At 64.6% G+C, this 12,165-nt stretch carries 12 protein-coding genes; 8 read left to right on the top strand and 4 right to left on the bottom strand.

Annotated elements, in window-relative coordinates:
- Positions 1–9: 9 nt before the first annotated feature.
- From rpl12p to NATPE_RS11295, 3 genes are all read left to right on the top strand, one after another.
- Complete coding sequence (gene rpl12p / locus NATPE_RS11305; protein WP_006181596.1) at positions 10–363, top strand: 50S ribosomal protein P1; 354 nt, start codon at positions 10–12, stop codon at positions 361–363.
- Positions 364–904: 541 nt separating this feature from the next.
- Positions 905–1,717 (top strand): halocin C8-like domain-containing protein, encoded by an 813-nt coding sequence (locus NATPE_RS21450; RefSeq protein WP_081597641.1) that lies wholly within the window; start codon positions 905–907, stop codon positions 1,715–1,717.
- Between the two features lie 746 nt (positions 1,718–2,463).
- On the top strand, positions 2,464–3,702 hold the full coding sequence (locus tag NATPE_RS11295; protein WP_006181594.1) for a tripartite tricarboxylate transporter permease: 1,239 nt from the start codon (positions 2,464–2,466) through the stop codon (positions 3,700–3,702).
- A 22-nt stretch (positions 3,703–3,724) separates the two neighbouring features.
- On the opposite strand, the gene NATPE_RS11290 is transcribed toward NATPE_RS11295, so the two are convergent.
- A complete protein-coding gene (locus NATPE_RS11290) occupies positions 3,725–4,591 on the bottom strand; it encodes a BtpA/SgcQ family protein (protein WP_006181593.1) in 867 nt (288 codons plus the stop codon).
- Between the two features lie 116 nt (positions 4,592–4,707).
- Here NATPE_RS11290 and NATPE_RS11285 point away from each other — a divergent pair, with 116 nt between their 5' ends.
- Positions 4,708–5,826 carry an NADH:flavin oxidoreductase/NADH oxidase gene (locus tag NATPE_RS11285; protein ID WP_006181592.1) on the top strand — a complete coding sequence of 373 codons (1,119 nt, stop codon included), beginning with the start codon at positions 4,708–4,710 and terminating at the stop codon, positions 5,824–5,826.
- Positions 5,827–5,853: 27 nt separating this feature from the next.
- Here NATPE_RS11285 and NATPE_RS11280 read toward each other — a convergent pair whose 3' ends face one another.
- Positions 5,854–6,642, bottom strand: a complete 789-nt coding sequence (locus tag NATPE_RS11280) for an HpcH/HpaI aldolase family protein (RefSeq protein WP_006181591.1) — start codon at positions 6,640–6,642, stop codon at positions 5,854–5,856.
- 79 nt (positions 6,643–6,721) lie between these two features.
- Complete coding sequence (locus NATPE_RS11275) at positions 6,722–7,285, bottom strand: thioredoxin family protein (protein ID WP_006181590.1); 564 nt, start codon at positions 7,283–7,285, stop codon at positions 6,722–6,724.
- Positions 7,286–7,395: 110 nt separating this feature from the next.
- Between NATPE_RS11275 and NATPE_RS11270 the strand changes: the two genes are divergently transcribed.
- From NATPE_RS11270 to NATPE_RS11260, 3 genes are all read left to right on the top strand, one after another.
- Positions 7,396–8,055: a hypothetical protein gene (locus NATPE_RS11270; protein ID WP_006181589.1), complete on the top strand. Its 660-nt coding sequence runs from the start codon at positions 7,396–7,398 to the stop codon at positions 8,053–8,055.
- A 70-nt stretch (positions 8,056–8,125) separates the two neighbouring features.
- Complete coding sequence (locus NATPE_RS11265; RefSeq protein WP_006181588.1) at positions 8,126–8,611, top strand: Lrp/AsnC family transcriptional regulator; 486 nt, start codon at positions 8,126–8,128, stop codon at positions 8,609–8,611.
- Positions 8,612–8,613: 2 nt separating this feature from the next.
- A complete protein-coding gene (locus NATPE_RS11260; RefSeq protein ID WP_006181587.1) occupies positions 8,614–9,771 on the top strand; it encodes a pyridoxal phosphate-dependent aminotransferase in 1,158 nt (385 codons plus the stop codon).
- A gap of 83 nt (positions 9,772–9,854) precedes the next feature.
- On the opposite strand, the gene NATPE_RS11255 is transcribed toward NATPE_RS11260, so the two are convergent.
- Positions 9,855–10,061 carry a hypothetical protein gene (locus NATPE_RS11255; RefSeq protein WP_006181586.1) on the bottom strand — a complete coding sequence of 69 codons (207 nt, stop codon included), beginning with the start codon at positions 10,059–10,061 and terminating at the stop codon, positions 9,855–9,857.
- 239 nt (positions 10,062–10,300) lie between these two features.
- Here NATPE_RS11255 and NATPE_RS11250 point away from each other — a divergent pair, with 239 nt between their 5' ends.
- Positions 10,301–12,163 carry a sensor histidine kinase gene (locus NATPE_RS11250; protein WP_006181585.1) on the top strand — a complete coding sequence of 621 codons (1,863 nt, stop codon included), beginning with the start codon at positions 10,301–10,303 and terminating at the stop codon, positions 12,161–12,163.
- The last annotated feature ends 2 nt before the right edge of the window (positions 12,164–12,165 follow it).

The following is a 12,165-nucleotide window of genomic DNA, read 5'->3' as shown; positions in this document are numbered from 1 at the left end:
GACCCAACAATGGAATACGTATACGCTGCACTCATCCTGAACGAATCGGGCGAAGAGATCAACGAAGACAACCTGACGAACGTGCTCGACGCTGCGGGCGTCGACGTCGAGGAGTCCCGCGTCAAGGCCCTCGTCGCCGCGCTCGAGGACGTCGACATCGACGACGCGGTCTCCGAGGCCGCAGCCGTCCCCGCCGGCGGGGCCGCCGCGGGCGGCGCTGCAGGTGCCGAGGAAGCTGCCGACGACGACGGCGACGACGAAGCCGAGGAAGCCGAAGAGACCAGCGACGTGCCGGACACGACGGACGACGACGACGAAGACGACGAGGCCGACGGCGAGGGTCTTGGCGAACTCTTCGGATAACGTTCCCGTCGGTTCGGTTCCGACGAGTTGCAATCCCGAATTTTCTTTCGACTCGAGATCGAGTGGCGACGCCGATCGAGGCCGAAACCGGAATCAGACCGTCACCGAGAGTAGCGATGGTGAGTACAGTAGCGGTCAGGCTACTTACTGAGCGACGATTAATTACGGGGCCGAGACCAATACACCCGGCGACGTTGGTGGGACGATTGAGGGTTGAGTCGACGGTAAGAACGCGTTTGAGTGCGATGAAGGCCACATCTCTCTCTCTCTGTGACTACCACCTCGTATCCCTTCTTCAGATCTTGTATTTCTTGCTAAGATCAATCTCAGGACACGTACTGGTACGTCCCCGAGGACATTAGCGGCCACCGTCTCTTGAAGATCCGCGATAGATATCTATGTATCTGGGTATAATTTTATATAGAAAATATTAATACGATATGTTATAGACTTAGTTTTGATAGCGCGAGAAGAAAACGATAATGGTAGTGACACCCCATCATTCAATCGACGTAACGCATTACAAACAATCAGTGGGGGAATGTTCGCCCTAACTGGACTCTCAGGAACCGGGAGTGCTAGCGAATCAGATACAGATGATGTCCCCCTTCCAGATGTAGAAGAGCTATCCGGCGATGAAAAGAAAAAATACATTTTGAAGGCATTGTCCTCTCCTGAATACAAAACGTTACTGCGAGAGTCGTCGATAGTTTCTCGCCAGTCAGTCCAACTCAATGATTCCAGAGTAGTGCGTTCGGAGTGGAAAGAGTCCTCAAAAGAAAGCGGCCCACGGCACATCGTCGAATTCCCTGTGAAATCTTCTCCAGATCGCGGTCGAAAAGGAAGAACAACAGACGATGAAGACGGAGATACGGTTGTCAACGTAGTATTCGAATCGGATGGTTCGGTCTCAGCCAAGGCGACACGCTTCAAGGATGGTGAAGACGGTGATATCACAATACAACTTGATGTAACGACCAACGAGGTTACTGCTCAGCGAGCGAGTAACCAAAGAGGTGTTAGATTAGAATCGACGACTGAAACAGTCAATCCCTCAAAGGAGGTATACCCAACCGACCCCTCGGAAGTGACGATACAGGGGCACGGTTGTGGATGCACATTGAAATGCAGTCTCTGTGTTCAGATATACAAACATGTCTGTAAGCATGGGTGTTGGGGAGGTGCTTCAACTATCTGCGCAGTACTTGATATTGGCGGTATCCCAGGAAGCCTGACGTGTGCGACTATCGCAAGAACCGTGTGCAGGAAAGAAACATCGAGTTGGGATTGCGGTAGTCTGGCAGCCCAAAAGTTCTGCAACAAGAACTTCGACCTCTGTGACGCAGTTCTATAAATTCAAAATTTTATAATTGCCTATTTTATGAACTGAGTAGTCTAGTATTTATTTGTGTAGGTTTCCTCGCCAATAGTTGTAGGACGCTACGAGTAGCATGAATCCAATCCCTACAATGAAACTCTCGACTGCCAACTCAAATATACCGCCCCGATCAAGCATAAAGTTCACCAAAAAGTAGATAACAATAAGAATCAATCCCTGTTCCACGATTACTCTCTTTTCATTCGACACCATCATATTTTCGGATTGATATTGGGTATATTAAACGTCTTGCTTTTGTATAGCGTGCCAGAACCAAGTCAAGGCACGAGGGTAGTCCAAAATTGAGGGTATAATGAGGTCCAGTCCGACCGGTACCACCACATCAGGTCGTGTGCATTAACAGCAGCGACGACCGACGAGCGAGCGGCCCGCCTTGAGACCCTGTCGACGGTCAGCGAGACTGCTTCGAGCCCGTGGGAGGGTGATCTCGGCGAGCATTACGAGGAACTTGAGGCAACCCACATCGACGGCTTCGAGCAACACGAACGACGGATTCACGGTCCAACCGTGACGACTTGCTCGACGCGTTCGTACTCGCGGCTACGTCGCAAGCGAGCAATCTCCGGCGGCTTTCGTCGTTGCAGCTAGCGCGATTCCAACCGACGACGAGACCGGCTTCCCCCAGAAAATCGTCGATCACGATCCGGAACAGTGAGGCGATGCCCGAGATCATATAAACGAAGCCGCGGCCAAAGCCGGAGATGCCCGCGCCGATCGAAGTCGTGAGCGAGCCGGCGGTGACGCTCCAGTTGCTGGGCTGGGTATTGGCCGGCTCCCTACTGGGGTGTTGTAGCGGGCTCGTACCGGGACTCCACGCCAACAACTTCGCGTTCCTGCTGGCCGGCGTCGTGCCGTCGGTGCCAGGCCCACCGTTGTTCGTCGGCTGTGCGATGCTCGCGGCCGGCGTCGTCCACACGTTCCTGAACGCCGTCCCCGCGATGGCGCTTGGCGTCCCCGACGCCGAGATGGCCGTCACCGCCCTCCCCGGCCATCGACTGGTCCTCGAGGGCCGGGGCTACGAGGCGATCCGTCTGTCGGCGCTGGGGAGCCTGCTTGCCGTCCTCGTGGCGGTCCCGCTCGCGCTTCCCGTGACCGCGGCCGTGACGGCGGCGTATCCGACGGTTCGGGCCCACCTCTCGCTCGTCCTCGCGATGGTGGCAGTAGCGCTACTCGCCTCGGAACCCACCCGACGCGGTCGGATCGGTGGTCTCGTTTCCTTCGCGCTGGCGACTGGACTCGGCGCGGTCGCGCTGGATCTCTCGCCGGACGCCCCGCTCGAGGCCGGCGGCACCCTCGCACCGCTTTTCGCCGGGCTGTTCGGCGCGCCCGTGTTGATCGACGCCGTCCGCGGGGGTGGCGTCCCGAGCCAGGAGGGGACAGCGGTCACGACCTCGCGACGGTTCGTCGGGACGACGGCGGTCGCCGGCTCGCTCGCAGGTGCCGTCGTCGGCTACCTCCCGGGCATCTCGGCCGCCATCGCCGCCGTCGCCGTGCTGGCGGTCGTGCCGAACGGGGCCAGCGACCGCGGCTACGTCGTCGCGACCAGCGGCGTCGACACGTCGAACACGGTCTTCGCGCTCTTCGCACTGGTCGCTATCGGCCAGCCCCGAACCGGCGTGTTGGTCGCCTTCGAGGGAACTGCTGCGCCGCTCGAGTTGCCGATCCTGCTCGCGGCCGTCGTCCTCGCGGGACTGGTCGGGTTCGTCGCCGTGATCGCGTTGGGGGACGCCTACCTCGACGCGGTCGGGCGGCTTCCCTACTGGAAAATTTCGGTGGCCGTCCTCGCCGTGTTGCTCGCGCTCTCGTATCTCTTTACCGGCGTTATCGGGATCGCGATCTTCGCCGTCGCGACGGGGATCGGGATGGTTCCAGTACGCCTGCGGTGTCGCCGAGTCCACCTGATGGGGGTCCTGATCGGGCCGCTGATGCTGGGGCTCTGAGCGGCTCGCGGGCCGCTCGCGATCAGTCGTCGCTCGAGGCCGCGTCCCGGACCGTGCCAACGAGTTCATCGACCCGATCTCTGGAGATCGGGCTTGTCGTCTCGCCGCCGCGTTTGAGCGCGGTACCGACGATGACGCCGTCGGCCCCCGCCGCGAGGCAGTCGCCGACCGTGTCGCTCGTGACGCCGCTACCGACGAACACCGGGGGCCGATCGCGCTCGCCGTCGGTTGTCCGATCGGCGAGCGCGTCGACGACCCGCTCGAGGTCCGCGAGCGACGTTTCGGCTCCGGTTCCGGGTCCGGAGACGATCACGCCGTCGGCCCGTCCACGCTCGACGGCCTCGAGCGCGGCACGTTCGATGTCCCGGTCGCCGATCGGGCTTGCGTGTTTGACGTGGACGTCCGCGAGGATCGAGACGTCGGCCGCGAGCCGGTCGCGCAACCGGAGCGTCTCGTGGGCTCGGCCCTCGAGGACGCCCTGGTCGGTCGCGGCGCTGCCGACGTGGACGTTGACACGGACGAACGCGGCGTCGGCTGCCGCGGCGACCGACACCGCCGCCGCGGCGTCGTTGCGGAGGACGTTGATCCCGACCGGAACGTCGACGGCGTCGGTGACGGCCGTCGCGGTCGCAGTCATCTCCGCGACGACGTGTTTCGGTACGTCGTCGGGATAGAACGGGGCGTCCCCGAAGTTCTCGACGATGATTCCGTCGACCCCGCCGGCCTCGAGCCGGCGGGCGTCCGCGAGCGCGCGGCGACGGATAGCCGCACGGTCGTCCTCGTCTCCGTCGCCGAACCCCGGCGCGCCGGGCAGCGGCGGGAGATGGACCATGCCGATCACCGGGTGGGACGCGTCGAATCGGTCCATGATGGCGGATACCGTCTCCATATCGGTGCTGGAACCGCGACGATCATACCGGTATCGCGTTCGGTCGGGCCGACGCGAGCCGGCAAGCCCCGCTCCCTCCGCGGCCGTTTTCCTCCTGCCGTGGATACGACCGGTCGATGACTGACTTGCTTGCCGGACTGTCGTTGCGCGATCTCGAGACGCGGAACCGAATCGCCGTCTCGCCGATGTGTCAGTACTCCTGTGACCCCGACGGGCTGCCGACCGAGTGGCACCGCGTCCACCTCGGGAGCCGAGCCGTCGGCGGGGCCGGCATCGTCATGACCGAGGCGACCGCGGTCTCCCCCGAGGGACGGATCACGCCCCACGACCTGGGCATCTGGAGCGACGACCACGCCGAGGCCCTCGAGCCGATCACGGAGTTCATCCGGGAGCAGGGCGGCGTGCCGGCGATCCAGCTCGCCCACGCGGGCCACAAAGCGAGCAAGGAACGTCCGTGGGAGGGCCACGTCCCGATCCAGCCCGACGAAACGGGGCCCTCGGGGGCGGCCGGCTGGGAGGTACTCTCGCCGTCGCCCGACGCCTATCCGCCCTTCGACGGCGATCGGCCGGCGATGCGGAAGGCCGAGCAGGACGACATCGAGGGTGTAATCGATGCCTACCGTGCGGCGGCCGAACGATCGCTCGCGGCCGGCTTCGAGATCGCCGAGGTCCACGCGGCCCACGGCTACCTGCTCCACGAGTTCCTCTCGCCGGTCACGAACCATCGCGAGGACGACTACGGCGGGAGCTTCGAGAACCGAACCCGACTGGTCCGCGAAGTAGTCGCAGCCGTTCGTGAGGTCTGGCCCGACGACAAGCCGGTCTTCGTCAGGATTTCGGGCACGGACTGGCTCGACGATCGGGAGTCGTGGGACATCGAACAGTCGGTGCGACTGGCCGACGACCTCGCCGATCTCGGTGTCGATCTAGTCGACGTGAGTTCCGGCGGGCTCCACCCCGACCAGTCGATTTCGGGCGGTCCGAACTTTCAGGTGCCGCTGGCCGAGCAGGTCCGGGAGGGCGCGGACGTCGCCGTCGGCGCGGTCGGCGGCGTCACCGAGCCCGAACAGGCCGACGCCCTGATTCGCAACGAGCGAGCCGATCTCGTCCTCGTCGGCCGCGAGTTCCTGCGGGATCCGTACTTCGGGCTCCGCGCGACCGGCGACCTCGAGCGTGACCCCGACGCGGTCGCGAAAGAGTGGCCGGTCCAGTACCGACGCGCAACCCAGCGATAACGGGTCCGCAAGCAGGTACCCCGACGGTCACGCTCCGTCGTAGCCGTCGAGCCAGCCCGTGACCGCCGACTGCAACGCGCCGGTCGTCGTCCCGACGTTCAGCAGTTGATAGCCGTTCTCCGCCTTTTCGTTGACGTCGTCCATCCCGAAGCCGAGGCCACCGACCGGGACGTCCGCCTCGATGGCGGCCGATCGGATCCGTTCGACGGCCTCCTCGACCTCCGGATGGTCGAATTCGCCCGGATGACCCAGCGAGACCGAGAGATCGAGCGGGCCGATGAAGACGAATCCGAGTTCGGGGACGGCGAGGATGTCGTCGAGTTCGTCGAGCGCGGACTGCGTCTCGATCGTGACCCCGACGACAACTGACTCGTCCTCGCTGGTCACGTAGTCGTCGGTCAGCCCCCAGCGGCTCGCTCGAGGGTTGGCCATGCCCCGGCGACCGGGTTCACCGTCGTACTCGAACCGGCCGGCCCGGACCGCCGCCTCGAGTTCCTCGCGACTGCCGACGCGGGGGAGAAAGACGTTTCGCACGCCGGCGTCGAGTGCCTTCCGTACGAGCGCGGGATCGGTATCGGGGAGCCGAACGAGCAGTTCGGTATCCGTGCCGTCGGCCGCCCGGAGCAGTTCCTCCAACCGGCCGCCATCGACCGGACTCGGGCCGCCGTGTTCGAGGTCGATCCAGACGAAGTCGACGCCGAGCGCGGCGTAGAGTTCGACGACAGTCGGGCTGTACGTGTTTTCGAGGACGCCGAGTGCTACGTCGCCGGACTCGAGCGTCTCCCGAAGCGCGTTGGTTCGCGGATGCTGACTCACACGTCCGACTACACTGGCCACGGACTAAAGACCGGGGACGAACGGGCGGAAGCGGGCGGCGTTCGGAGGTCGAACCGACTCAGTCCTCTTTCCACTTGATCGAACAGCCCCGGGAGGGTTGCCACTCGAGGTCGAGCGACTCACCGGCCAGCACGGCGTCGATCGCCTCGCGGATCTGGAAGCGACTCGGTTCGTCGTCGGGGTTGGGCGCGTCGTCGAGCCGGCCGTGGTACGCGAGCCTGAACGTGCCGTCCTCGCGTTCGAACAGGAACGGATCCGGCGTACAGACTGCGCCGTAGGCTCGCGCAACCGCCTGACTCTCGTCGCGGAGGTAGGCGTCGTACTCGATTTTCCCCTCGTCGACGAACGCCTCCATCTTCTCGAAGGAATCGTCGGGATACTCCGCGGCGTCGTTGGGGTTGATCCCGACGACCGAGACGTCGTCGTACTCGGCGGCCAGTTCGTTCAGCAGGTCGAACTTCGCCTGCGCGTACGGGCAGTGGTTGCACGTGAACACGACCAGCAGCGCCTCGTCGTCGGCGAAGGAGTCGAGCGAATACGTCTCGCCGTCGACGCCCTCGAGGTCGAACTCGGGGGCGGGGTCGCCGGCCTCGAGTTCGGAGTCGGATTCCTGGAGAACCATGGTCGTCGGTTCGGCTCGTTCGGCCTTAGGTCTCACGTTCGGGGCGGTCGCCGTCCCTCGAGACGCGGGGACGACTTACATATTTGTACCCCCGGCCGCATCGACTGGGTATGAAGACGCTCGAGGTCACCGACGAACAGTACGCGTTCATCCAGTACCTCCGCGAGGAGATCTCCGAATCGGTCGTCGGCAAGTACGGCTTCGTCCGTGAGCAGGACGCGGTGCAGTTCCTGATCGACAACTTGGACGAGGAAATCGAACTCGAGGCCGACGGCGAGTTCGACTCCTCGGCGACCGACGACGTCGCGGCCTCGGTCGGGGCCGCCATCGACGGCGAGGCCGATCCCCACGACCTCGAGGAAGTCTCCTACGTCGAGGGCGAGGCGACGGGGACCGACGGGGTCGTGGACGACGCGGACGGGGACGAGGACCGCGAGTCCGAGTCGGACGATCCCGCGGAACCGGCCGACGACGATACGAGCGACGCGGACGAAGGAACCGATGACGACGGCGAGGATGGGAGAGATGACGAGAGCGACGCGGACGACGAGAGCGACACCGACGGCGACGACGGCTCCGACGATGACGGCTCCGCTGACGACGACGACATGTTAGATGAGATGATGAGCCTACTCGAGACCCACGACGACAAGTGGGAAGAGGCGGCTTCGGCGGACTACCGCTACAGCGTCGATCTGCCGGACGGCTCGACCGAGCAGGTCCAGACGAAAGACGACGTGCGGGCGCTGTTGTTCAAGAACTACCGGTAGTCGGATCCCGAACGATCGTTCACGAACGAACAACGTTAGACCTTTACTCGCGCTCGCGCTTGCAGGCAGTATGAGCGAACGCGAGGTGCTCGAGTTGCTTCGTGAGAACGCGCGATACTCCGCGGCCGACATCGCGCGAATGACCGACCTCGAGGAAGACGAGGTCGAGGCAACCATCGAGGAACTCGAGGCAGCAGGCGTCGTCCGCGGGTACCAAGCGGTCGTCGACTGGGACAAGCTCGCCGACGAGCGCGTCCGAGCCGAGGTCGAGCTGAACGTCACGCTCGACCGCGAGACCGGCTACGACGACATCGCCCAGCGCCTCGCACAGTTCCCGGAGGTCAAAGCCCTCCGACTGATCAGCGGCGACTACGACTTCGATATGGAGGTCGAAGGCGACTCCATCCGCGAGGTCTCGCAGTTCATCAGCGAGAAGGTCGCGCCCGTCCCCGAGATCACCCAGACGGTCACCCACTACGTGATGACCTCCTACAAGGAGAACGGGATCGAACTCGGCGACGGCGAGGACGACGACCGGCTTTCCTTCTCGCCCTGACCATGAGCTTCGAACTGTCAGACCGGGTGCAGACGGTGCCGCCGTCGGGCATCCGCCGGTTCTTCGAAATCGCCGACGAGCGCGACGATGTCATCTCGCTGGGCGTGGGCGAACCCGACTTCGCGACGCCGTGGGCGGCCCGCGACGCCGCCATCGCCTCGCTCGAGCAGGGCAAGACCTCCTACACCGCCAACCGCGGCAAGAGCGACCTCCGCGAGGCGATCGCCGACTACGTCGCCGATCGGTTCGATCTGGGCTACGATCCCGACGAGGAGATCATCGTCACCGCCGGGGCCAGTGAGGCCGTCGATCTCGCCTTCCGGGCGTTCGTCGATCCCGGCGACACGGTCGCGATCGCCCAGCCCTCCTACATCTCCTACGAGCCCGGCGTGATCTTCGCCGGCGGCGAAGTGCTGTCGGTCCCCACGAAAGAGGAAGACGACTTCCGGCTCACCGTCGAGGGCCTCGAGGAAGCGGGCGCCGACGAGGCCGACGTCCTCGTCCTCTGTTACCCGAACAACCCAACTGGCGCGATCATGCCCGCCGAGGACCTCGAGCCGATCGCCGAGTTCGCCCGCGAACACGACCTGATGGTCCTCTCGGACGAGATCTACGCGGAACTGACCTACGACGGGGATCACACCTCGATCGCGAGCTTCGAGGGGATGCGCGAGCGGACGATCGTCTTCAACGGCTTCTCGAAGGCCCACGCGATGACCGGGCTCCGGTTGGGCTATGCGCTTGGCCCGGCCGACGCCATCGGCGCGATGAACAAGATCCACCAGTACACGATGCTGTCGGCCCCGACGACCGCTCAGTACGCCGCCCTCGAGGCGCTCGACTCCTGCGAGGACGACGTCCGGGAGATGGTCGATCAGTACGACCGCCGCCGACAGTTCGTCCTCTCGCGATTCAGGGAGATCGGGATGGACGTCTTCGAGGCCAAGGGAGCCTTCTACTGTTTCCCCGAGGTCCCCGAGGGCTTTACCGCCGAGGAGTTCGCCGAGGAAGTGCTGCGCGAACAGGGCGTGGCCGTCGTCCCCGGCGACGTCTTCGGCACCGGCGGCGAGGGCCACCTGCGGATCTCCTACGCGACCGGCCTCGAGGACCTTCGAGAGGCGCTGAACCGGATCGAGGCGTTCGTCGCCGACAACGCCTGAGCCGGCATCGCCGACCCGTATCGTGTTGCCGGCCGAGTCGCTGAGACAAGCGGTCCCGCCGCGAGCCCCTGGCTCGAGGGTCCTCAGGGGTCGTCGACATCGCCGTTTGACGCGTCCCAGACCGCGAGCGTGGCGGCGGAGACGAGCAGTCCGAGACTCGGCAGCAGGCCGGATCGCAGCCGTCGATCCAGCCCGAGTTCGAGGAGGCCGCTCGCGAGCAGGACGAGACAGACCGCGAGGACGGTCGCGCTGCCGAGGAGGATCGAGAGTCGTTCGAAGAAATCGACCATGGCGTCGTTCCTATCCGATCGATCGGGATAACTCGCTTGCCTGGACCGGACGATTCGACTCCGCTCGGCGCCGCCCCATGTCACTCAAACACATACCGGCGCTCGGCCACGACACTGAAATAGGGGGTTTACTAACTATCCAGTAACTATCCGTCGATGATTCCAACGGTTGCGAGCGGGTATCTATTCGGGTGCGGGGGCGGGACTACGTCGTCGAGACGGGTGTGGGGTGGCGAGTCATGACGATGCGTTCCGTACCGATCGTCGATCGCGTCACCGACGCCTTCTTCGCTCTCGATACGAGCTTTCGGTTCACCTATCTCAACGAACGGGCGGAGACGTTACTGAAACGCTCCCGAGAGGATCTGATCGGGCGGGTCATGTGGGACGAGTTCCCTCAGACCGTCGAGACGCAGTTCCCCGAGGGCTTTCACCGCGCGATGGACGAACAGGTGCCGGTTTCCTTCGAAATCTATCACGCCCCCCTCGAGACGTGGTTCGAGGCACGGGCCTATCCCTCCGAAACGGGCCTCTCCGTGTTCATGCGCGACGTCAGCGAGCGGAAGGCCCAGGAGACGACGCTCGCCCAACACGCCGCGGTCGTCGAGGCGATCCGCGACGCCGTCGTCACGCTCGATCGCAACCGCGAGATCATCACCGTCAACGGCGCGACCGAGTCGGTGCTTGGTGCGGGCCGCTCGACGCTCGTCGGCGAACACATCGAGACCCTGACCGAAGCGGCGGGGATCGACGACGATGACGCCGTCGAGATCGGGCGGGCGATCACCGACGTCGACGTCGGCAACGCCGACCGCCGCCAGCTCGAGTTGCCCTACGTCGGGCCGAACGGCGACGACCGGATGGGCGAGTTCCGGTTCGTCCCCGTCGAGGACAACGCGGCGACGGTCGCCGCCATCGTCCGCGACGTCACCGACCAACACGAGTACGACCGCGTCGTCACGTCGTTGCACGAGGTCACCCGCTGGCTGCTCGAGTCCGACGATCCCGAGGAGATTTGTGCGATCGCCGTCCACGCCGGCAGCGACCTGCTCGATCTCCCCATCAGCGGCGTCTGGCTGCTCGAGGAGGAACAGGGCTACCTCGAACCGGTCGCCGGCACCGCGGGGGCCCACGACGAGTTCGGCGGCCTCCCGCGGTTCAACCCCGGCGAGGGGTTGGTCTGGGAGGTCTTCGAGGGCGGCGAGGTCCAACTGTTCGACGATCTCGGCGATACCGATGGACTCTACAATCCCGAGACGCCGCTTCGATCTGAGATCATCGCCCCGATCGGGACCCACGGGGTTCTCATGACGGGCTCGTACGACCCCCACTGGTTCGACGAAACCGACGTCGATCTCATTTCGACGCTCGTCGAGAACACTCGTGCCGCCCTCGACCGGGCGGACCGGGAACGAGTCCTGCGGGATCGGACGGCCGAACTCGAGCGCCAGACCGAACGCCTCGAGGCCGTCGCCGAGATCCTCTCGAGTGACCTTCAGAACCAGCTCGAGGCCGTCGCCGACGCCCTCGCGGACGACGGAGCCGACGAGTGGGAGTTCCCGCTGGCGGAAGACACCGTCGAGACGACGCTCGACCGGGCCGAACGGCTCGTCGACGACGTCCGGGAATTTGCCCGCAACGCCTCCGCGGTCGGTCCGCGAAGCCGACTCCGCCTCGAGTCGGCGATCGACGACGCGATCGCCGATTCCCGGCTGGACCCCGATAACGTCGTCGTGGACGCGCCGGCCGCGCTCCGGGCCGATCCCGACCGGTTCGTCCACCTCCTCCAGACGGCGTTCGACAGCGCGGTCGCTCGGGCGAACGACGACGTGACGATCCAGATCGGACTGGTCGGGTTCGAAGACGACGGCAGCCGCGGGCTCTTCCTCCTCGATGATGCCGCGGAGATCCCGCCGAACGCACACGATCGCGTCCTCGACCCGACCGCCGACGACGACACCGCGATCGACGGCCTCGGGCTCGCGCTCGTCCGGGCGATCGCCGAGGCCCACGACTGGACGTGTACGGTCACCAACGGCGACAACGGCGGCACCCGGATCGAAATCAGGGAGATAACGACCCTCGATCGGGACCCCGCGTAAAC

Source organism: Natrinema pellirubrum DSM 15624, assembly GCF_000230735.2.
Classification (GTDB): domain Archaea; phylum Halobacteriota; class Halobacteria; order Halobacteriales; family Natrialbaceae; genus Natrinema; species Natrinema pellirubrum.
The sequence above is the reverse complement of the archived record's forward strand: the minus strand, read 5'-3'. Positions and strand labels throughout refer to the sequence as shown.

Bases quoted from the DNA above. Each gene is read 5' to 3' on its own strand.
- rpl12p (WP_006181596.1), top strand. From the start codon at position 10: ATGGAATACGTATACGCTGCACTCATCCTGAACGAATCGGGCGAAGAG.
- NATPE_RS21450 (WP_081597641.1), top strand. From the start codon at position 905: ATGTTCGCCCTAACTGGACTCTCAGGAACCGGGAGTGCTAGCGAATCA.
- NATPE_RS11295 (WP_006181594.1), top strand. From the start codon at position 2,464: ATGCCCGCGCCGATCGAAGTCGTGAGCGAGCCGGCGGTGACGCTCCAG.
- NATPE_RS11290 (WP_006181593.1), bottom strand. From the start codon at position 4,591: ATGGAGACGGTATCCGCCATCATGGACCGATTCGACGCGTCCCACCCG.
- NATPE_RS11285 (WP_006181592.1), top strand. From the start codon at position 4,708: ATGACTGACTTGCTTGCCGGACTGTCGTTGCGCGATCTCGAGACGCGG.
- NATPE_RS11275 (WP_006181590.1), bottom strand. From the start codon at position 7,285: ATGGTTCTCCAGGAATCCGACTCCGAACTCGAGGCCGGCGACCCCGCC.
- NATPE_RS11270 (WP_006181589.1), top strand. From the start codon at position 7,396: ATGAAGACGCTCGAGGTCACCGACGAACAGTACGCGTTCATCCAGTAC.
- NATPE_RS11265 (WP_006181588.1), top strand. From the start codon at position 8,126: ATGAGCGAACGCGAGGTGCTCGAGTTGCTTCGTGAGAACGCGCGATAC.
- NATPE_RS11260 (WP_006181587.1), top strand. From the start codon at position 8,614: ATGAGCTTCGAACTGTCAGACCGGGTGCAGACGGTGCCGCCGTCGGGC.
- NATPE_RS11255 (WP_006181586.1), bottom strand. From the start codon at position 10,061: ATGGTCGATTTCTTCGAACGACTCTCGATCCTCCTCGGCAGCGCGACC.
- NATPE_RS11250 (WP_006181585.1), top strand. From the start codon at position 10,301: ATGACGATGCGTTCCGTACCGATCGTCGATCGCGTCACCGACGCCTTC.